Source organism: Pseudogemmobacter blasticus, from assembly GCF_003071405.1.
GTDB classification, from domain to species: domain Bacteria; phylum Pseudomonadota; class Alphaproteobacteria; order Rhodobacterales; family Rhodobacteraceae; genus Pseudogemmobacter; species Pseudogemmobacter blasticus.
Genome location: NZ_CP020470.1, coordinates 2,494,805 through 2,513,792, shown reverse-complemented (window position 1 = coordinate 2,513,792; position 18,988 = coordinate 2,494,805). Strand labels below are relative to the sequence as shown.

Below are 18,988 nucleotides of genomic sequence, written 5' to 3'. Positions count from 1 at the left end.
CCGGTCCGTCAGGGGCCGGGCGCCTTCAGATGAACATCTGGTCCTCGCCCAGATCCTCGGCCCCTTCCCAGAAAAGGCCGATGTCGCGGCGATAAAGCTCGGTGCCCGACAAAACAAAGAACTGGTCGCCGCGCTGCTCTGCCGCCACGAAGCCTCCCTTGCCATTGACCCGCAGCTTTTCCCGGTCGCGGGCGGGGATCTGCACGGTATAGGGCTGCAAGGCCCGGGCGATCTTGCCCGAAGGGATTTGCCCGAAAGCAAGTTGCCGGATGGCGTCATCCGACCCCTCGCAGGGGATGATCACCGGCAGAAGCGGGCTGTCCACCATGCGATAGGCGGCCGCAACGCTGCGATAGGCAAAGTTCACCGGGCCTCGGGGGGTGAACAGGAACCTGTCCAGCAGGCCTTCGCTGTCCAGCCGTGCATCACCGGCCCGCCAGTAAACCTCTTCGAACCAATGGCGAATGGCCTGCGGGTCGCCCAAGGCGGGGCTGCCGAATGTTGCCAGAGTGGCCCGCATTGCCGTCGCCAGTGCCCGGATCTCGGCCGGGGCAGGATGGTCCGGCGCCGAAAACAGCGTCAGCGTGCTGTCTTCCGGCGGGCGGCGCCCTTCCCGGTTCACGCGCCCCGCCGCCTGAATCACGCTGTCCAGCCCGGCCTCGGCCCGCCAGCCCACCGGAAAATCCAGATCGACGCCCGCCTCGATCAGGCTGGTCGCGATCAGCCGGCAGGGTGCCCCCTGCGAAAGCCGCTGCCGGATATCGGCAATGATCTCGCGCCGGTGGGCGGGGTATTGCCGCGTGGTCAGGTGCAGGGCGCCGGGCTGGTCCTGCACCTTGCGGAACAGGGCCAGGGCATGGGCGCGGCTGTTGACGATCACCATGGACTGCGGCGCCTGTTGCAGCGCCGCCGCCAGCGCCCCGTCCTCAATCGGCCCGCCGTCCACCACCTGCGCACGGCGAAGCCGGCGGAACAATCCCTCGGGATCGGGCGCCAGTTCGCGCCCGGCCAGGGCCAGCCCGATCTTGCGCTTGCGCTTCGCGTGGCGGTCCAGTTCGGCGCTGTCAAAGGCGGGCTGCGTGGCGGTGCACAACACGATGGTGCAGCCATACTGCGCCGCCAGCGCCTCGATCATCTTCAGCGTCGGCGCCAGCAGGCCGCGCGGCAGGCATTGCGCCTCGTCCAGAATGATGATGCTGCCCGCGATGTTGTGCAGCTTGCGGCAGCGCGAAGGGCGGGCCGAAAACAGGCTTTCGAACAGTTGCACATTCGTCGTCACCACCAGGGGCGCCGCCCAGTCCTCCATCGCCAGCCGCAGCTTGTCGCGCGCCTCGGCCCCCGGCTTTTCGCTGTCGATGGCCGAATGATGTTCCAGCACCAGGTCGCCGAACATGTCGCGGAAGGTGGCCGCCGTCTGGTCGATGATCGAGGTATAGGGGATCGCATAGATGATCCGGCGGTGGCCGTGCACCTGCGCGTGATCCAGCGCGAACCCAAGCGAGGCCAGGGTCTTGCCGCCCCCCGTGGGAACGGTCAGGGTGAACAGGCCCGGCGGGAGGACGGCCTGCGCGCGAAGATGGGTCAGGATCGTGCCGCGCAGCCGGTTCAGGTCAGTGTCGGGAAACCCCGCGATGCGCCGGTCGAAAGCAGCCCGCATGTCGGGCAGCACATCCGCCAGCGCGGGCCAGTCGCGCGCCAGCGGGTCGGTCTTACCATAGAACGCCTCGGTGTCGCGGAAGTCGGCATCGACCAGACAGGAAAACACCATCCGGCCCGCCAGGGAAAGATCGAAGGCCGGACTCTCGGGACGGGTCTTTGCCACCAGTTCCCGCGCGGCGGGCATCAGGTCAACATCGGTCGCGGCCGTCACCTCGGCGGGAATACGATCCACATAGCCATCGCGCCGCGCCGAAAGCGACGCGTCGCCCAGGCTGTCGGGCAGGCCCGCGTGATGCCCAAGGATCGCCTGCGCCAGAAGATCGGCGGCAAAGCCGGTTCTGGGGTCCGACCGGCGGATCAGAAACATGCCTCCGGCGGTGGAATGATCCACCCGTTCCAGCCGGCCCTGCAGCACACGGTCGAAGGCCGGGTCGTGCTTGCCGAAATCGTGCAGCTTGCCCGCAAGCCGGGCCGCTTCGGCCAGGCCCAGGGGCGCGGCTTTCGCGGCGGCAAGGTCAGCCACCTGTCGCAGATGGTCCTCCAGCAACTGCCAGTCGCTGCGGTCGCTTTTGCTGCCGGAATGGGCATAGGCGGGCATCACGATAAATCCGGTTGGTGCAATGCCCCCTTGATAGCATGGCCGGTCTTTCAGAGGGAGTCATCCTGACGGCCAGAAAAACAGGGACAGACCCCGATTCGCGGGATCAGGCCCCTTTCCACATATGGCGACAATTCATGTTTCTTGGATAATGAATTGGCGTCCCTCCAATATGATCCTGCTTCACCGCGCAAGACGGCTGGAATACGCAAAACGGGCAGTATACGCGTCTTTGTGTATTCAGGTTAAGATCGCGGCCGCAGGGCATCCATGGATCAGCGTCAAATGGAAGACACGGCGGGCGTTTCGCTGAATATCAGGTATCTGGTTGCGCAGTTCCCGTCGATTTCTGTGGCATCGGCACGGCTTGGGATAAACCGGCAGCAGCTCAACAAGTATCTGAACGGATCAAGCATCCCTTCCCTGAACACATTGCGCAGGTTTTCCGCCGTTTTCTCGGTGCCGACCGAGGCTTTGGCCCTGCCGCTGCCCGAAATGAAGCGCGCCATGCAGGCCGGGCCGGTTCCCGCCCTCGGGACGGATGGCGACGTGTTCCTTCGTGTGCTGTCCGGCGCCGCGGCACGATCGGCCCCGGCGCTGGCGCCCTATGTCGGGCGCTACTTCCGCTATACCCGGATACCCATGATGCCGTCATCCCTGTTGCGGACCTATGCCGTGGTCCTCCAGAGAAACGGCACGACCATCGCGAAGGTTCTCGAACGGTTTTCGTTCCCCGGCACCCCGTGGCGCCTGCAGGAAATCCGCCGCAGCCAGCAGGTGGTGACCTATGTCAAGGACCGCATCCAGACCATCGACTGCGGCGATACCAATGATGAGCTGACGCCGGGCTTTGCGATCTTCTACCCCAACTATACCTCCGGCGATCAGTATCTGAACGGCTACATGCTCAGCAGCTTCAGCTACGGAAACCGCCCGATCTACACATCGGCGGTGGTCCTGCAACGGCTGGCGGGGCACCGCCACCTGCGCAGCGACCTGCGGGCCTGCGGCATGGTTCCCCGCGATGATCCGTCGATTCCCGCCGAGATCCGGGATTGCCTGAACAAGCAGGAAAACGAACCAACCTATCACCTGGCCGGTTGATCAGGCGAAACCAGGATGCGCAGGCACGACCATCATCACTTTCCCCGGAACCTGCGCACCCTGCTTGGACAGTATCCCACCGTATCGCAGGCGGCGGATGAGCTGGGGATCAATCGCCAGCAGCTCAACAAGTATCTGAACGGGCAGGGTATGCCCTCGCTTGTGACGCTGCAATCCATCGCCCGGCATTTCGGGCTTGGGCCCGATGATCTGCTTCTGCCCGCCGAAAGATTCGCCCAACGGTGGCGCCTCCCGCCCCGGCTGGTTGGCCTGTCCGCCGGAACCACGCGGGTCTTCAACCAGCTTGTTGATAACATGGCGAAAACGCGCCTTGCCCTGGCGCCGTATTGCGGCGTCTATCACGCCTATCTGGCGTCCCGCGCCTCACCAGGCAAGACCATCCGGGCCTGTTCGGTGATCGGCCAGGATGGCGATGTGACCACCATCAAGACGATCTATTTCCTGACCAATGCAGGCGAACAGCGCAAGGCCCGCGCTCCCAACAAGATCAACGGTATCGTCCAGATGCTGGGCGAGCGCATCTACATGTTCGATGTGCAGAATGTCGGCAAACCACATGCGCGCATCCAGTCGGTGATCCTGTATCCGCCGCCCCTGCCCTCGGTTCCGGTTCTGAGCGGCATTCTTCTGACCGCGAACAACGCCCAGATGCGCCCGGTCTATTCCACCCAGATCATCTTCCAACGGGCCTCGAACGGCCCTCTTCGCAAGAGCGACCTTGCAAGCTGCGGGGTCTACGGCAGCGATGCCCCGGAAATTCCAGACAGCATCCTGCGCATGATGCGGTTTCCGGTAATGCCCCTGTAACGGGCAATCCGAAGACGCCCCGCCCAGAGAAACGCGCACCCTTCGCGAGGCGATTACAGCCCTGACGCCAACCAGCGAATATTCTACTCCGCCGAATCTTATATGTTTGGTTCACCAGTCATTTCGCAATGTCACACATGATCCGTGACTTCGGTTTGATTATCGCTGCCCGCCCCGGAAACGCGCCGCGATCCGGGACGGGTCTGTTTCGGATGTGCCTGCGCCGTGAATTGCGCATGGGTTGAGGGTTAGGGGACGGTCATGGCTGACACAATGCTGGGTGCCGGCAGCAACAACTATACGAACACTTCCGGTTCCAACCTGCGGATATACGGCGAGGGCGGAAACGACACGATCACAGGCGGGAACTATACCTCGCCGGTGCTGTTTCCCGGGTCGAATTCGGCCGCCAACGGGGAATGGATCTACGGCGGCAGCGGCAATGACCTGTACTATGGCAATGCCGGCAACGACATGCTTGTCGAAACCGACTCCGACATCGGCCAGGACACGATGTACGGCGGCATCGGCAACGACAGCATGTATGGCGGTGGCGGCAATGACGCGATCTCGGGTGACACCGGGAACGATTTCGTCATGGCCGGCATCGGCAATGACACCGTCAATGGCGGCGACGGCGCCGATTCCCTCTGGGGGGACGACGGCAATGACGAGGTCCACGGCGGCGCCGGCGACGACCAGATGGGCGGCGGGCAGGGCCATGTAGACCCCAACACCGACACCGGCGCAGACAGCCTGTATGGCGACGCCGGAAACGATTCGATCTGGGGGTTTGCCGGCAACGACTACATTGATGGCGGGATCGACAACGACTATCTGATCGGCGATTTCACCAGCATCAACGGCGGGGTTTCCGGAAACGACACCCTTTACGGCCGGACCGGCGACGACTCGATCTGGGGGGATGCCGGCAACGATCTGATCGACGGCGGGGACGACAATGACTATCTCGTCGGCGATTTCAACGGGGCTGCCCCAAACAGCACCGGGGACGACAGCATCTATGGCGGGGCGGTCAACGATTCCCTCTGGGGCAACAACGGCGCCGACTATCTGAGTGGCGGAACCGGCAACGACATCCTGTCGTCTGGAGCCGGCGATGACACCACCTTTGGCGAGGACGGGAACGACTCGCTTTGGGGGGAAGCCGGCAACGACTATCTCGACGGTGGCGCCGATAACGACAGCCTCGACGGCGATCTGGGCAACGACACCCTGACGGGCGGAGGCGGAAACGACTCGGTCAGCGGCGGCGATGGCGATGACAATGTGATTGGCGGGGCCGGGGCAGATATCCTTGATGGCGGCGCGGGTGCCGACAAGATCTGGGGTGACTCCGATACCAGCGCCATCGGCGAGCAGACAAGCGATGCCGCCGACACCATCACCGGCGGTCTTGGCGACGACTCAATCTATGGCCTTGGCGGCAACGACATTCTCGATGGCGGCGACAATGACGACATCGTCATGGGCGGCAGCGGGGATGACTCGATCCTTGGCGGCGCGGGGCTTGACCACCTTGAAGGGGGCGACGGCGCCGACACCATCGACGGCGGCACGGGCGACGATTCCCTGCTTGGCCAGGCGGGCAACGATCTGCTTCTTGGCGGCGCGGGAAAAGACAATATCGACGGCGGCGCTGACAACGATACGGTCGATGGCGGAGCCGATGACGATGTTGTTGCAGGGGGCGGCGGGAATGACTCGGTCTCCGGCGGCGATGGCAAGGACACGCTGACCGGCGGGAGCGGCACGGACACGCTTGATGGCGGGATCGGGAACGATGTTCTCTGGGGCCAGGCCGGCGCTGACCTGATCCGTGGCGGCGATGGCAACGACAACATCTATGGCGAGGATGGTGACACCGCCACGGGTTACAACGATACCGTCGATGGCGGCGACGGCAGCGACAAGATCTATGGCTTCGGCGGCGATGATTCCCTTTTTGGCAACACCGGCAACGATACGGTTGTCGGCGGTGACGGGGCCGATACCCTTGACGGCGGGGTCAACAATGACTCGCTTCTTGGCGGCAACGGGGCCGACAGCCTGAATGGCGGGACGGGCAACGATACGCTTGATGGCGGGGCCGGCGACGACAGGCTGACCGGCGGCACGGGCGATGACCTGTTCATCTGGACCGGCGCCACCAACGATGTGATCACCGATTTCGGCACTGACAGCGGTGTGCTGAGCAACAGCATCCATACCGACAATGACTTTGTCGATCTCTCTGGCATCTATGACAAGTCTGCCCTCGGGGCGGTCAACACCAGGATCACGGCGGCGGGCGGCAAAGCCTTCCACACCGAACTCGGGATGCTGCGGGCGGATGCCGCGGATGGCAAGATCGACGGCATCCTCAATGGCACCGATTACCGCACCGAACTGGGCATCACCGGCAGCCTTGAAATGACAGGCGTCGCCTCCGGCTTCCTGAACTTCGACAATACTGCCGTCGTATGTTTCGGGGCCGATGCGCTGATCCTTACCCTTGAAGGGCCCGTCCGCGCCGGCGACCTGTCGGCCGGCGACATGCTGCTGACGCTGGACAACGGCTACCAGCCGGTGCGCTGGATTGGCAAGCGGCGGTTCAATGCGCTGGATCTGGCGCGGGCGCCGCACCTGCGCCCGGTCCGTATCCGCGCCGGGGCGATGGGGGCCGGTATGCCCGAGGCTGACCTGATCGTTTCGCCGCAACACCGCGTTCTGGTGCGCGGCGCGGTTCCCGAACGGATGTTCGGCGTGCAAGAGGTTCTTGTCGCCGCGAAACAGTTGCTTGGGCTGGATGGCTTTGCCGTGGCGCAGGATCTGGACCAGATCGAATATGTCCACTTCCTGTTCGATCAGCACCAGATCGTCTGGTCGAACGGCGCCCCGACGGAATCGCTGTTCACCGGGCCAGAGGCGCTGAAATCGGTCAACCCCGCCCAGCTTGAGGAAATCCTTGCCATCTTCCCCGAACTGGCGAACACCGAAACCGTTGTGCCCGAGCTGTTCCCCCCGGTCCGGCTGTTGGTTCCGGGCCGCCGGGCGCGGTCCATGGCCGACCGGCTTGCCCGCAACGGCCAACGCCCCCTGCAGGGGCACGGCCACAGACCCTTGCCCTCTTGCGGGCGGCAGGAAATGGAGATGGCCGCGCTGTCCTAGGCGGCGGCTTGCGGGCGCCGGATGTCGGCCTCGGGCAGGCCGGCCTCAGCCGCTGGCACCATCAATGTCTGCAAGGGGGCCGTTCTCGGCCCCCTTTTGCATTGAACGGTGGGGACGTATCTGCCCGATCCGGGCCCGGCCGCCGCATGGCGATCACCCTCCGAGCGTCGCGCCAGTCGCGCAAATCATTCCGGTTGCCGCGCATGAAGGCGGCATCAAGGCCCCCGGCGTGAAAGCGGCGCCGCTTCCGCAAGCGCCCACCAGGATCGGCTAACCGATCTGTTTCAAGGCACGCTCCAGTCGCGCAAGCCTGGGCGCGCCCCCGCTGCGTTGGGCACGGGCCCGCAGCCCCTCCACATAATCCGGCAAGGTGCGGCACGCCCTGTAGTGCTTCATCAGGGTGGCAAGGCTGGCCTTTCCCGTGGCGATGTCGCGCATCACCGCGCTGAGAACGCGGCCGTTGCGCAGCATCAGCGCGGTCTTGTGATCGGCATAGCGCAACGGAACGCGCACCACATTCGGCGAGGTGAACCGTTCAACGTGACGGCGGTCCATCGGCACCGCAGGATCATAGAACAGCCACACCTGGCTTGCGCTGCGCGCCTCTTCGGCCGCATCCGAGAAATGGCCCGCCCAATCGGCGCGTTTGCCCGTCGGATAGCGCGGATCCCAGCCTGCCAGACGCGGCGACAAGGTTGACTGGGGGGAAAACGCCGCGACCCTGCACCCCGGTGCAAGCGACGAAAATGCCGCCGCCCCATAGCCGCCCATTGAGGTGCCGAACATCGTGACCTGTTCGAACTGCTCGAAGAATCCGCTGTCGCGCAGCGACCGCAGGTAGGTGTGCAGGTTCACGTCCCGGAACCAGCCCGGCACATAGGACAGCACCCCGAGATGCGACCAGTTCTCCTTGCGAACAAAGTCATATCCCCAGGGTTGCCGCGAGACCGGGTTCTCACGAACCGAAGCAAGGTTGTCGAACGAGATCAGCAGATGCTCTCGGCTGCGGGCAACATAGGTGCAGGCGTAGTTGGGCATCGAATGATAGAACCCGTGCGCCTGCCCTGACAGACGCAGGTCGGACAGCCAGGCCGGGGCCGCGATCACGGCCTTGTCGGCCCGCGCGGGGGCTGGCGTTTCGGAGTCCGGGCCATCATCGGCATCTGCCCAGATCTGTTCTTCCGCCTCTTCTTCGGCCTCAGGCTGGTCTTCGGTCCGAACCAGCCGTTCCGCCCAGGCCGACTGCGCCTCGGACAGGATCGGCGGAGTGGTGTGGGCCCCGAACGGAACCGGCCAATCAAAACTGTCGAGTGTGATGTTTGCCCCGGCAAGGAACGCCGCCACGATCTTTGCGGCCTTGGGGTCTTGAACGGCCAGCAGGCGCTCCAGACGCCCCGAGAATTCTGCGATCACCTCTGCATGAAGGCGCGCAATTTCGGGATGCCCGGCCACGAACGCGGCGCGCGTCTCCTGCAAGTTCTGCGGACCCGCCCCGAATGGCCCCATCTCGGCCATCGCGAAGTTCAGCTTGTAATACCTCTGGATCGTGCCCTTGAGGTGCTCTGGCGTCATGAAGGGCAGGGTCTCTCCAGACCCGGTGTGACGCAGAAGAAACGTTTCCTTGTCCTGCGCCATGAAACTTATGACATGGGCAAGCCCAAGGCCCGGCTTGTCCGGCATCGCCAGCCAGCCCTTTTCAAGATAGCGCTCCGCGACATCTTCCCCCGCCCCGTTCAGCCAGGAGACGGGCTCTTTCCGGCGAATGTATTTTGCCTTGAGCTTGGGGCGGGCGGTCTGCAGCGCCCGCGCCATGCCGGGCCGAAAGATCGTTCGCAGCGGCACACCCAGGAAAAGAGGGCCGGTCGCCCCGCCCGTTCCCCGCGTGAACCGCGTCGGCAAGGGGGCATCGGCAAACCGCGCCTGGCCGGACCCGCCGGCAATCTGCATCGTCAGGCTGATCAGATCCGGGACCGTGCTCAGCCCGGCAACCAGATCTTCCAGCCGCCCTTCCCCGGCATCAATCACCAGAAAATCATCCGGTTGAAGCCAGAGGAAATACTCGCGCCGCGCGTCGGTTTCGGCTTGCAGCGCCTTCTCCTGAACGCTGATCTCGCGGGCCCGGGCATTGGCCAGACCCGGACGATTTGTCGGACTGAAGGTGATCAGCCCGGCATCGGCCAGCGCCTGCGCAAGTTTCGTGGCCTGCGTGTTCGCCCCGTCGCCATGCACAGTGATGGCTTCAATCCCCAGGGCCCTGTGGTGCAGCACCCAATCCACAAGCTGCGGGGCGCTGTCCTGCATCAGCATATGCAGCGCAAGATCGGGCAGCTTGATTTTCTTACGCGGGAAACCCTCTTTCAGGGACGTTCTGGCGCTTTCCATGGTCCGTTCCATTTGGCGTATCTCGGTCAGCGCGACTTGGGTTCAAGCCCTGCGGCCCGCGCTTCCAGCATCCGGGCGACATTCGGGCGCCCGTTCTGCCGGGCAATCCGGGACAGGCGCAACACCCAGTCAAGGCGGCGGCGGTCCAACAATCTGGCGCCAAGTGCGTCCAGATACCAGGGCTGCATCCGGGCCGAACGGTAAAGGCTGTGAAAGCCGGCCTCATCCAGAGTCCGCGTCGCCAGCCCCCGCACAACCTTGCTGAGAAGCTCGCTCTGGCGCAGCCGCAGAGCCGTCTTGTGGCCGGCAAGCGGGGTTGGCAGGAAGGTGATGTTCGGCCCCGAGAACCGATCGACATGGGCGCGGTCTGCGGCTTCCAGCGGATCGTAGATCAGGAAGACCCTTTCCGCAGATGCGGTTTCACCCGCGGCATCCGCAAAATCGCCCTTCCAGTTGGCCAAACGCCCCGATGGAAAGCGCGTTTCCCAGGGAACCAGAGCAGGCGAAAGGGTGGATTGCGGTGAAAACGCAATCACCTGCGCCCCCGGCGCCAGGGATGAGAAAGCGCAGGCGGCATAAGCCCCCATCGACGTTCCCGAGAAGGTCACGGTCTGGTAGCGCGCAAAAAGCCCGCTATCGCGCAGATGACGCAGGTAATCGAACAAGACATCATTGCGGAACCAGTTGGCCCGGAAGGCAAAGATGCCAAGCTGCGACCAGTTCGATTTGCGCGCGAACTCATAGCCCCAGGCCTCACGGTCAATCTGCTCGTCCCCGACCTGTGACAGGTTGTCGAAGCTGACGAACAGATGCGCGCGTTCTCGTTCGACATGCAGCGCAGCGAACTCTTCTTCCGAGTGATAGAACCCGCGGCGCCAGGGCGACCGGCGCAGATCAATCAGCCATTGCGGCGGCACGTCCGGGCGGGGCTCGGCCTCGGCCGGCGCGGCAGCCGTCTCCGGGGCGGGCGCCGGATCGGCGGCCGGCTCGACCCAGGGCGTCATTGCCGAAAGCGGCATGGTCGGCACCACGGCGTCGGCGTGCAGCGGCGTCAGCAGGATGGGCGACCGGATCACAGGGCGCGCTTGCGCGGGGGCCGCGGCCTCGGCCTCATCCAGCGCAACCGGCCGGGTCGCCTCCGCGCGCTCTCGCCGCGCCTTCAACTCGGCCTGGCGGCGCCGGGTTTCGGCTTCCAGGATGGCAGGATCGAACAGCCGCGCATACTGATCGGGGGCCTCGGCCTGCAACTGGGCCTTCAGCCGGTCGATCTGCTTCCGATACTCTTCGATCGCAGTCGCATGAAGCCCCCCCAGCTCCGGGATAAGCCCGAACAGTTCTGCGCGCGCCTCGTCTACCCGGTCAGCCCAGCGGGTGATCCCGGTCTCGGGAACCACATTCAGGTTGTGCTGATCATAATAGTCGAAGTTGATCCGTTCCGCGTTCGAACTGTTGGCGGTGCCCCGCCAGCGCTTCATCAGGAAGACTTCGCTTGAGCGGATCATGTAGTGGTTCACATGGCACAGGTCATAGCCCGCCATTTTCGGAGAGGTGGTCCAGCGGCTGCGCAAAAGCGGCGTGGTGACGTCTTCCCCCGAACCGTTGACGAACAGCAGCGGATGGGCCGGCATCCCGTAAAAATTTTTGAAGACGGGCCGATGAACGCCCAGTTGCTGAACAGGCAAGGGCCTGAACATGGACTTCACCGCAAACTGGCTGTGGGTGAACGGCACGTCCTTCGGAGAGGCCAGCGTGAACTGCCGGATCTGCAGGTCATCCCGGAACGGGATCACCCCGCCATTGCCAAAGATGCGCCATTGCGCGGCAACGGCATCGGTGCGCGGCGGCAGCGCTGCGAACAGGTCGTCCAGCGTGCCTTCGCCCACGTTGACGGTAAAGAACTCGTCGCCATCCAGAACGGCAACCCAGTCGCTGTTCTGAACTTCGGGCAGGGCGATCGCGCGGGAATAGGCGCGCCGCTGCGGGTCTTCCGGCAGCCCGGGCAGAAGTGTGCCGTTGTCGTAATGGCTGACAATCCCCGCCGCATCCAGAATCTGCAGCATCTCATGCGTGCCGTCGGTGCAATCGTTGGAATAGATCACAAAGCGGTTGAAGCCGATCAGCCGGTGATAACACAGCCATTCCAGAAGAAACGGCCCCTCGTTCTTGATCGTCGTCACAACGGTGCGGATCGCATTCGATTTCCATCGTGCGGCCTGCTCTTGTTCACGCGGGCGAACATTCATGGACAAAGCAACATTCCTGTAATCCGGCTGCGGTCATAACAGAGGGAAAACCGTTTGCCTAATGCGCATGACACCCTACCGAAGACCCGCCCTGCGCAAAGCACGGATCCACGGAACAGCCGAAGGCCCGACGACACGGCATGAGGCGCGCAAGACGGGCGGCAGGCAAAGCCGCCGCCCCGCGCGAAATGACCCTCAGCAGAACGACTGCAATCCGGCGCGGCGCGCCCGGCATGGGCGCCTTCCCCTGCCCGCCGCACAGGCGGTGCCGCCTTTCCTGACCTCGCCAACTGAAATGCGCCGCCAATTGGGAAGCGACGCCTCATTTCTTGGCTTCTGGCTTATTTCTACTGGCCTGCAAGGCAAGGTTCTCATCCAGAGGATAGAACTTGGCCTCATGCTGGGCGTTGATCCGTTCAAGATCGGCCTGGCGTTCATCCTCGGTCAGCGGCGGCCAGGGCTTGGTGCCTGAAATCATGCCGCGCTCGCGCAGGGCTTCCCATGTGCGGGGGAAATCCATTTCCCCGAAAGAACCGCGGCCGGGCCGCAGGGCGCGGCCCTGCACCCAATCCTGAACCAGGGTATTGACCTCAAAGGCCTCAATCCCCTTGAACTCTTTCATCTGGCGCACAAAACTTGGCGCAAGATCCATGCTGCGCCGCGTCAGAATCCCCACGCGCTGCGAGGCATTTCCGACATAGGCCACCATGTGCAAAGGTGAGCAATCCACCGAAATGATGTCGCGCGCCGCCTTGTAATGCGCAATCTGGGCGGCGGCAGAATGCTTTTGCGGATGGAACATCTCATAGCCCTCTTCGGCCAGATATTCCTCCAGCAGGCTTTCGGCGATCAGCCCGCCCCGCTGGGGTGGCAGAAGGCTGCGCGAGATGTAAATCCGCTCGGGGCCCTCGGGCGCAATGCCCGCTCCGGTATGGGTGGCGACAAAATCGCGGAACTTGCGGCTGCCGATCGTCAGATCGCCCATGCCCACACCTTGCCGGGGCACATAAAGCTCTTCAACCTGCGTGGGCGCCATGATGCAGCGCACCGGCACATCCAGACCCATGGCATCCATCAGGGGCCGCAGCGCCTTGACGATGTGCTCGAAGTTGCCGGCTATCTGCTTGGGCGTGAAAAGCACGCCCTCGATCTTGCCGCGCAGTTCGGCCAAAGCCCAGGCCCTGGCAAAGGACTCGACAATGAAATGTCCGAAGTGGCCGTACAGGATACCGCCGAACATCCAGCTTCCGCCAAGGGCTTCATGGGTTTCGGGCATGTCCGGCGCCGTGTTCACGGCTTCCTGGCTGTTGGACCAACTGATCGAATTCTCGACCATCTGGCCGTCGGGGGTCAGCACGCCCGAAGCCTGCTGTCGCCCGCGCCCCTCGGCAGGTGGCGGGACAAGCATCGCGTCACGGACGAGAACAAGATCGTCCTGGGCTTCCAACATGAACATCTTACAGACCGCTCCAAAACTGTGACGCCGCGACCCCGAAATGACCGCATGAACGTGCAGGTTTGACCTACATGACAGAGCCGATGCGGTCTAGCCGTTCTCGCTTCACCTGCACCGCCGCCGCCCCATCGCGCAAGGCTTGCGGGGCCCCGGGACCGGGGGCGCAGATCAGGAAATGCTCCGGTGGCGAACCCCGTAACTGGCGATCGCGGGAGGACTCGAACCCCCGACCCGCTGCTTAGAAGGCAGCTGCTCTATCCAGCTGAGCTACGCGACCGTGCGCTGTTTCTAGCGAAGCGTTTTCGTCATGAAAACCGAATTCGGATCTTCATGATAGCCTTCGAACGGCCCGCATTCGGCAAAACCCGCCCGGGCATACAGCGCGCGGGCCGCCACGAAGGTGGGCTGAACCCCGGTTTCCAGCGAAAGGCGGGCAAATCCGTCCCGCGTTGCCTCGGCCAGCAGGTGCTCCAGCATCGCGCGCGACAGGCCGCGACCGCGGTCTTCGGCCAGCACATGCATCGACTTGATCTCGGCATGAGTCGCATCAATGCGCTTGAAGGCCCCCATGGCCACCGGACGCCCCGCATCGCGCATCACGAAGAACCGGATGCCCGGGCTGGCCAGCGCGCCCTTGTCCATCATGTGAATGGATTCGGGCGGCGTATCGGCGTGCATGTCGGCGGTATGGCGCTGGAACAGCAGCTCCAGATCCGGCGTCAGCGGGTGTTCTTCGGCAATGGTCACGGGCATGGCAGTCTCCTTGCCGAAGGACTCGCAGGATCGGAGCCCTGCCGCAAGCCTTGGCCCGCGCTTAGTGCGTCCAGACGCCCCGGCGGTCGGTGGCGAAGTTCTCGCCATAGCCGCGGGCGCGGATATTGGCCTTGCGCGCCTTGGGTTCGGTCACCGCCACTTCGATCCCGCGGGCGGCGGCATAGGCTTCGGCGGCCTCGCGGGTGTCAAAGCGCAGGCGCACCTGGGTCTGGGTGTCGCGGGTCGAGGTCCAGCCCATCAGCGGATCAACCTCGCGGGCCGACCCTTGGGCGAATTCCAGCACCCAGCCCTTGGTCTTGGCTGTGCCCGATTGCATGGCGGTCTTGGCTGGCTGGTAGATGCGCGCGCGCATGGAAACCTCCGTCTGTCACAGCGGTTTTGTCCGAACAGGGGGGAAAGCGCAAGGGCCCGCTTCGGCTGCACGCCGCAGGAGGCGGGTCGTGCAAACTGCTGCCGGCCGATCGCTAAGGTTGGATGGGTGTGTGGTCGCGATCGACCGACAGCTTGGTGTGCTGCTTGCCCTGTAGTGCTGCACTACTTTTAGGCGAACCGCAAGCCTTTGATGCACATCTCGCCCCAATTTTGCCGTAATTTTTTCCGGCAAGTGTCAGCGCGGCTGCAAACGCAGGATGAGATAGCGGTTGTAGTGGCAGAATTCTTCGGCTGTCCGGGTCGTGTCGGCCAGCCGTGACATCAGGTTCCGGCTGCGCTTTTCCGACAGGACCAGCCGCAACACCCGCGACAGCAGCCAGTAGATGCGCGGCTTGGCCCGGCGGATTTCCTGCTGGCAGCGCGTCACACCCAGACCCAGAACGTTGAAGAACTGCTGTTCCAGCGTGATCGAGGGCGCAACACTTTCAGTGATGTCCTCTTCATGCGCAAGCTGAAGCGGCTGGCCGGCCAATGCGCCGTGAAAGGCCGCCAGCTTGTGCCCGCCCCCTGGCTTGGGCCCATGCACATCGCGCCCCAGATAGGCCTCGGTGCGGAAACAGTCGGCAATCAGGATCTGCCCGCCGGGCGCCAGAAGTTGCAGGCAGCGCGGCAGGCTGAACTCCATCGGCATGTACTGGAAGCTTTCCGAGAACAGACACAGGTCGAACGGCCCCTGTCCCGTGAAATCCTCGAACCGGCATTCATGCACCACGGCCTGCGGGGCGTTCGCCCGGCACCGGCCCGCCAGATAGGCCGACGGCACCACGATTTCGACCGTATGGCCCAGCGCGATCAGTTTCCGGGCCGTCTCGCCGGCCCCGCCGCCGATATCAAGGATTCGCAGCCGTCCCGCCGGCAACTGGCCGAACAGCTTGTCGGTATAGGCGTCCTGCGCCTGCCGCAGGTTGCCGGCAGACAGCTCAAGCCCGTCCCACAGCCCGTAATGCAGGTTCTCGGCCCCGGTGAGCCATTTGATAAGGGCAAGCCCGGTATCCAGGCCAATGGCGCGCGTGTCGATTTTTTCTCCCATGGATTTCCCTTAGCGGGTTCCGCGGATTCCGGCAATCCGGCGCTTGAACCGGAACAAAAACAGATCAAATCTGTTCCGTCCGAAGGGAATCACCCACATGCCCCACAACAACTCGAATGCCCTCAATCCGCGCCCCGATGTGCTGACCAAGCCCAAGCTGGAAGGCGGGCGGCGTTTTGTCATGCAGACGCCGTTTCAGGCCGCCGGCGACCAGCCTACGGCGATTGCCGAACTGGCCACCGGCGTGCTGGCGGGGGAACGGGATCAGGTGCTTCTTGGGGCCACCGGCACCGGCAAGACCTTCACCATGGCCAAGGTGATCGAGGAAACCCAGCGCCCGGCCATCATCCTGGCGCCGAACAAGACGCTGGCAGCGCAGTTGTATGGCGAATTCAAGAGCTTCTTCCCCGACAACGCGGTGGAATACTTCGTTTCCTACTACGACTACTACCAGCCCGAGGCCTATGTCGCCCGGACCGACACCTATATCGAGAAGGAATCCCAGATCAACGAACAGATCGACCGGATGCGCCACTCGGCCACCCGGGCGCTGCTGGAACGCGACGATGTGATCATCGTCGCCTCGGTGTCCTGCATCTACGGCATCGGCTCGGTCGAGACCTATTCGGCCATGACGCAGGATCTGGTCGTTGGCCAGATGTATGACCAGCGCAAGATTCTGGCCGAACTGGTGGCGCAGCAATACCGCCGGCTTGAGGGCAGTTTCCAGCGCGGGTCGTTCCGGGTGCGCGGCGACAGTCTGGAAGTCTGGCCCGCCCACCTGGAAGACCGCGCCTGGCGGTTTTCCTTCTTTGGGGAAGAGCTGGAAAGCATCGTCGAATTCGACCCGCTCACCGGCGCCAGGACGGGCAGCTTCACCCAGATCCGCATCTATGCCAACAGCCACTATGTGACCCCGCGCCCGACGCTGGCGCAGGCCATCAAGGGCATCAAGGACGAACTGTTCCACCGGCTCAAGCAACTGACCGACGAAGGCAAGCTGCTTGAGGCGCAGCGGCTGGAACAACGCACACGCTTCGATCTGGAAATGCTGGAAGCCACCGGAAGCTGCGCCGGCATCGAGAATTATTCCCGCTGGCTGACCGGCCGCGCCCCCGGGGAACCGCCGCCCACCCTGTTCGAGTTCATCCCCGACAATGCCATCGTCTTTGCCGATGAAAGCCACGTCACCGTGCCGCAGATCGGCGGCATGTATCGCGGCGACTACCGGCGCAAGTTCACCCTGGCCGAACACGGGTTCCGCCTGCCCAGTTGCATGGACAACCGTCCGCTCAAGTTCGAGGAATGGGATGCGATGCGTCCGCAATCGGTGTTCGTCTCGGCCACCCCAGCGGCCTGGGAACTGGAACAGACCGGCGGCGTCTTTACCGAACAGGTCATCCGCCCCACCGGCCTGATCGACCCCGAGGTGGAAATCCGCCCCGTCGAGATGCAGGTCGATGACCTGCTGGACGAGGTGCGCCGCGTCTCGGCCAGGGGGCTGCGGACGCTGGTCACAACCCTGACCAAGCGCATGGCGGAAGACCTGACCGAATACCTGCACGAACAGGGCATCCGCGTGCGCTACATGCACAGCGACATCGACACGATCGAGCGGATCGAGATCCTGCGCGATCTGCGGCTGGGCGCCTTTGACGTGCTGGTCGGCATCAACCTGCTGCGCGAGGGGCTGGATATTCCCGAATGTGGGCTGGTGGCGATTCTCGACGCCGACAAGGAAGGGTTCCTGCGGTCGGAAACCAGCCTGATCCAGACCATCGGCCGGGCCGCCCGCAACGCCGAGGGGCGGGTCATCATGTATGCCGACCGCATCACCGGCAGCATGGAACGCGCCATGGCGGAAACCGACCGCCGCCGCGAAAAGCAGAAGGCCTATAACAAGCTGCACGGCATCACGCCCACGACGATCAAGAAGAATGTCGAGGATGTGCTGCTGGGCGTCTATCAGGGCGACACCGACATGTCGCGCGTGACGGCCAAGGTTGAAAAGGCGATGGTCGGGCAGAACCTTGCCGCCCATCTGGACGCGCTGCGAACCGCCATGCGCAAGGCGGCCGAGAATCTGGAGTTCGAGGAAGCCGCCCGGATGCGGGATGAAATCAAGCGGCTTGAGGCGGTGGAACTGGCGGTGGCCGACGATCCGCTTGCGCGGCAGTCAGCCGTTGAGGAAGCGGTTGAAGAGGCGGTGAAATCCGCGGGCCGCTCCACCGCGGGCCGGCCCGGACAGCGCGGCGGTGTCAAGCGGCGCGGCCGGCGTTAGGCCGCCTGCTGCGGCACCAGCGCCAGATCCTTCAGCGCGGCGCCCTCCGGCCCATGCGTGCCCCGGATCAGGAAACCGGGGCGCGTCACTTCGGGGTGATCCTCGGCCCAGTCGCGGAAGCGGTCGTTCGACACCACCGAAGCGCGGCGCTTGCGCGCCTCGGCCAGAACCAGCGGGTCGGCGGGCTGGCCCTTGGCCGCGACAAGAATCTGCTTCTGCGGCAGGTTCAGCACCTTGGACAGTTCCCACGGACCCATCCAGTCACCGCCAACCTTGTAGCCTACATTGGCATCGAACCAGATGACCGGCTGAAACCCCTGCGATTCCAGCAGGCGCAGCACATCGGAAACGGTCGCCAGCGACGGCCCGACCGGGTTCCAGTACAGCACGTTCGACCCGTCGACGATGATCCAGCGCGGGGTTGCCCGCTTGCCGCGCGACGGGCGCCGCTTCTGGCCAGCGTCGCGCGTGGCAGGGCTGGGCCCGCGCGCGGCGCGCAGCGCCAGCACGAAGCTGGCCACCGCGGCCAGCACCGCAGCCACGGCCGGTGCCGACTGCGGGTCCAGCACCACGATGGTGATGACCACGAAGGCCAGAACGAAAAGGGCGAAATAGACGACGCGCATGTTTGTCAGGGCAAGGGGGCTAGGGCGGCCTGAGGCCGGTCATACCCCGTTCGCCGGGAAGTTTCCATCAGTAGGCGGTAACAACCTCATACATCACAGGCTCGAAGTTCTTGCTCAGCTCGTTGATATGGCGATTGCGTTCGCGCATCTCGGGGTTGCGCAGCATGGCCTGATAATCCTCGCGCCGCTGCCATTGCGAATAGTTGCAGACGCGGGTGCGGGCATCGTTGACATGCAGGCCCGCCGATATGAACCCGGGCTGCTTCGAGATGCACGCCGCCAAGGCGGCCTCCAGCGCCTCGATCAGGTCAAAGGCCATCGCAGGGGTGGTCTCGAAGGTGGTGATCACGGTCTGGCCTTGAAAGTCCTTGGAAATCTGCGGCATGGTAAGGCCCTCCTTTTCC

At 64.1% G+C, this 18,988-nt stretch carries 13 protein-coding genes and 1 tRNA gene; 4 read left to right on the top strand and 10 right to left on the bottom strand.

Annotated features, from left to right (window positions below):
- Positions 1–25: 25 nt before the first annotated feature.
- Positions 26–2,257, bottom strand: a complete 2,232-nt coding sequence (locus B6K69_RS12240) for a CRISPR-associated helicase/endonuclease Cas3 (protein WP_108643979.1) — start codon at positions 2,255–2,257, stop codon at positions 26–28.
- A gap of 270 nt (positions 2,258–2,527) precedes the next feature.
- Here B6K69_RS12240 and B6K69_RS12235 point away from each other — a divergent pair, with 270 nt between their 5' ends.
- The 3 genes from B6K69_RS12235 to B6K69_RS12225 all read left to right on the top strand — a co-directional run bounded on the left by B6K69_RS12235 (position 2,528) and on the right by B6K69_RS12225 (position 7,360).
- Positions 2,528–3,361, top strand: a complete 834-nt coding sequence (locus B6K69_RS12235; protein ID WP_108643978.1) for a helix-turn-helix domain-containing protein — start codon at positions 2,528–2,530, stop codon at positions 3,359–3,361.
- Positions 3,362–3,376: 15 nt separating this feature from the next.
- Entirely contained in the window at positions 3,377–4,189 is an 813-nt protein-coding gene (locus tag B6K69_RS12230) for a helix-turn-helix domain-containing protein (protein WP_108643977.1), read from the top strand.
- A 261-nt stretch (positions 4,190–4,450) separates the two neighbouring features.
- Positions 4,451–7,360 carry a Hint domain-containing protein gene (locus B6K69_RS12225; RefSeq protein ID WP_108643976.1) on the top strand — a complete coding sequence of 970 codons (2,910 nt, stop codon included), beginning with the start codon at positions 4,451–4,453 and terminating at the stop codon, positions 7,358–7,360.
- 270 nt (positions 7,361–7,630) lie between these two features.
- Here B6K69_RS12225 and B6K69_RS12220 read toward each other — a convergent pair whose 3' ends face one another.
- From B6K69_RS12220 to B6K69_RS12190, 7 genes are all read right to left on the bottom strand, one after another.
- Complete coding sequence (locus tag B6K69_RS12220) at positions 7,631–9,754, bottom strand: hypothetical protein (RefSeq protein WP_108643975.1); 2,124 nt, start codon at positions 9,752–9,754, stop codon at positions 7,631–7,633.
- Between the two features lie 14 nt (positions 9,755–9,768).
- A complete protein-coding gene (locus B6K69_RS12215; protein ID WP_108643974.1) occupies positions 9,769–11,985 on the bottom strand; it encodes a glycosyltransferase family 2 protein in 2,217 nt (738 codons plus the stop codon).
- A 322-nt stretch (positions 11,986–12,307) separates the two neighbouring features.
- Positions 12,308–13,441 carry a glycosyltransferase 61 family protein gene (locus B6K69_RS12210; protein WP_108643973.1) on the bottom strand — a complete coding sequence of 378 codons (1,134 nt, stop codon included), beginning with the start codon at positions 13,439–13,441 and terminating at the stop codon, positions 12,308–12,310.
- Between the two features lie 200 nt (positions 13,442–13,641).
- Positions 13,642–13,718, bottom strand: a tRNA-Arg gene (locus B6K69_RS12205).
- A gap of 11 nt (positions 13,719–13,729) precedes the next feature.
- Complete coding sequence (locus tag B6K69_RS12200) at positions 13,730–14,194, bottom strand: GNAT family N-acetyltransferase (protein ID WP_107674417.1); 465 nt, start codon at positions 14,192–14,194, stop codon at positions 13,730–13,732.
- Positions 14,195–14,255: 61 nt separating this feature from the next.
- Positions 14,256–14,567, bottom strand: coding sequence for an ETC complex I subunit (locus B6K69_RS12195; protein ID WP_107674418.1), 312 nt, complete (start codon positions 14,565–14,567; stop codon positions 14,256–14,258).
- Positions 14,568–14,822: 255 nt separating this feature from the next.
- Positions 14,823–15,677: a class I SAM-dependent methyltransferase gene (locus tag B6K69_RS12190; RefSeq protein WP_108643972.1), complete on the bottom strand. Its 855-nt coding sequence runs from the start codon at positions 15,675–15,677 to the stop codon at positions 14,823–14,825.
- Positions 15,678–15,774: 97 nt separating this feature from the next.
- Between B6K69_RS12190 and uvrB the strand changes: the two genes are divergently transcribed.
- Complete coding sequence (gene uvrB / locus B6K69_RS12185) at positions 15,775–17,958, top strand: excinuclease ABC subunit UvrB (protein WP_108643971.1); 2,184 nt, start codon at positions 15,775–15,777, stop codon at positions 17,956–17,958.
- Here uvrB and B6K69_RS12180 read toward each other — a convergent pair.
- Both B6K69_RS12180 and B6K69_RS12175 read right to left on the bottom strand, forming a co-directional pair.
- A complete protein-coding gene (locus B6K69_RS12180; RefSeq protein ID WP_107674421.1) occupies positions 17,955–18,584 on the bottom strand; it encodes an NYN domain-containing protein in 630 nt (209 codons plus the stop codon). The genes uvrB and B6K69_RS12180 overlap by 4 nt on opposite strands.
- A 67-nt stretch (positions 18,585–18,651) precedes the next feature.
- A complete protein-coding gene (locus tag B6K69_RS12175) occupies positions 18,652–18,969 on the bottom strand; it encodes an antibiotic biosynthesis monooxygenase family protein (protein WP_107674436.1) in 318 nt (105 codons plus the stop codon).
- Between the last annotated feature and the right edge of the window lie 19 nt (positions 18,970–18,988).

What these genes read in the sequence shown, in the direction of transcription:
- B6K69_RS12240 (WP_108643979.1), bottom strand. Translation starts at nt 2,257, where the DNA reads ATGCCCGCCTATGCCCATTCCGGCAGCAAAAGCGACCGCAGCGACTGG.
- B6K69_RS12235 (WP_108643978.1), top strand. Translation starts at nt 2,528, where the DNA reads ATGGATCAGCGTCAAATGGAAGACACGGCGGGCGTTTCGCTGAATATC.
- B6K69_RS12230 (WP_108643977.1), top strand. Translation starts at nt 3,377, where the DNA reads ATGCGCAGGCACGACCATCATCACTTTCCCCGGAACCTGCGCACCCTG.
- B6K69_RS12225 (WP_108643976.1), top strand. Translation starts at nt 4,451, where the DNA reads ATGGCTGACACAATGCTGGGTGCCGGCAGCAACAACTATACGAACACT.
- B6K69_RS12220 (WP_108643975.1), bottom strand. Translation starts at nt 9,754, where the DNA reads ATGGAACGGACCATGGAAAGCGCCAGAACGTCCCTGAAAGAGGGTTTC.
- B6K69_RS12215 (WP_108643974.1), bottom strand. Translation starts at nt 11,985, where the DNA reads ATGAATGTTCGCCCGCGTGAACAAGAGCAGGCCGCACGATGGAAATCG.
- B6K69_RS12210 (WP_108643973.1), bottom strand. Translation starts at nt 13,441, where the DNA reads ATGTTCATGTTGGAAGCCCAGGACGATCTTGTTCTCGTCCGTGACGCG.
- B6K69_RS12200 (WP_107674417.1), bottom strand. Translation starts at nt 14,194, where the DNA reads ATGCCCGTGACCATTGCCGAAGAACACCCGCTGACGCCGGATCTGGAG.
- B6K69_RS12195 (WP_107674418.1), bottom strand. Translation starts at nt 14,567, where the DNA reads ATGCGCGCGCGCATCTACCAGCCAGCCAAGACCGCCATGCAATCGGGC.
- B6K69_RS12190 (WP_108643972.1), bottom strand. Translation starts at nt 15,677, where the DNA reads ATGGGAGAAAAAATCGACACGCGCGCCATTGGCCTGGATACCGGGCTT.
- uvrB (WP_108643971.1), top strand. Translation starts at nt 15,775, where the DNA reads ATGCCCCACAACAACTCGAATGCCCTCAATCCGCGCCCCGATGTGCTG.
- B6K69_RS12180 (WP_107674421.1), bottom strand. Translation starts at nt 18,584, where the DNA reads ATGCGCGTCGTCTATTTCGCCCTTTTCGTTCTGGCCTTCGTGGTCATC.
- B6K69_RS12175 (WP_107674436.1), bottom strand. Translation starts at nt 18,969, where the DNA reads ATGCCGCAGATTTCCAAGGACTTTCAAGGCCAGACCGTGATCACCACC.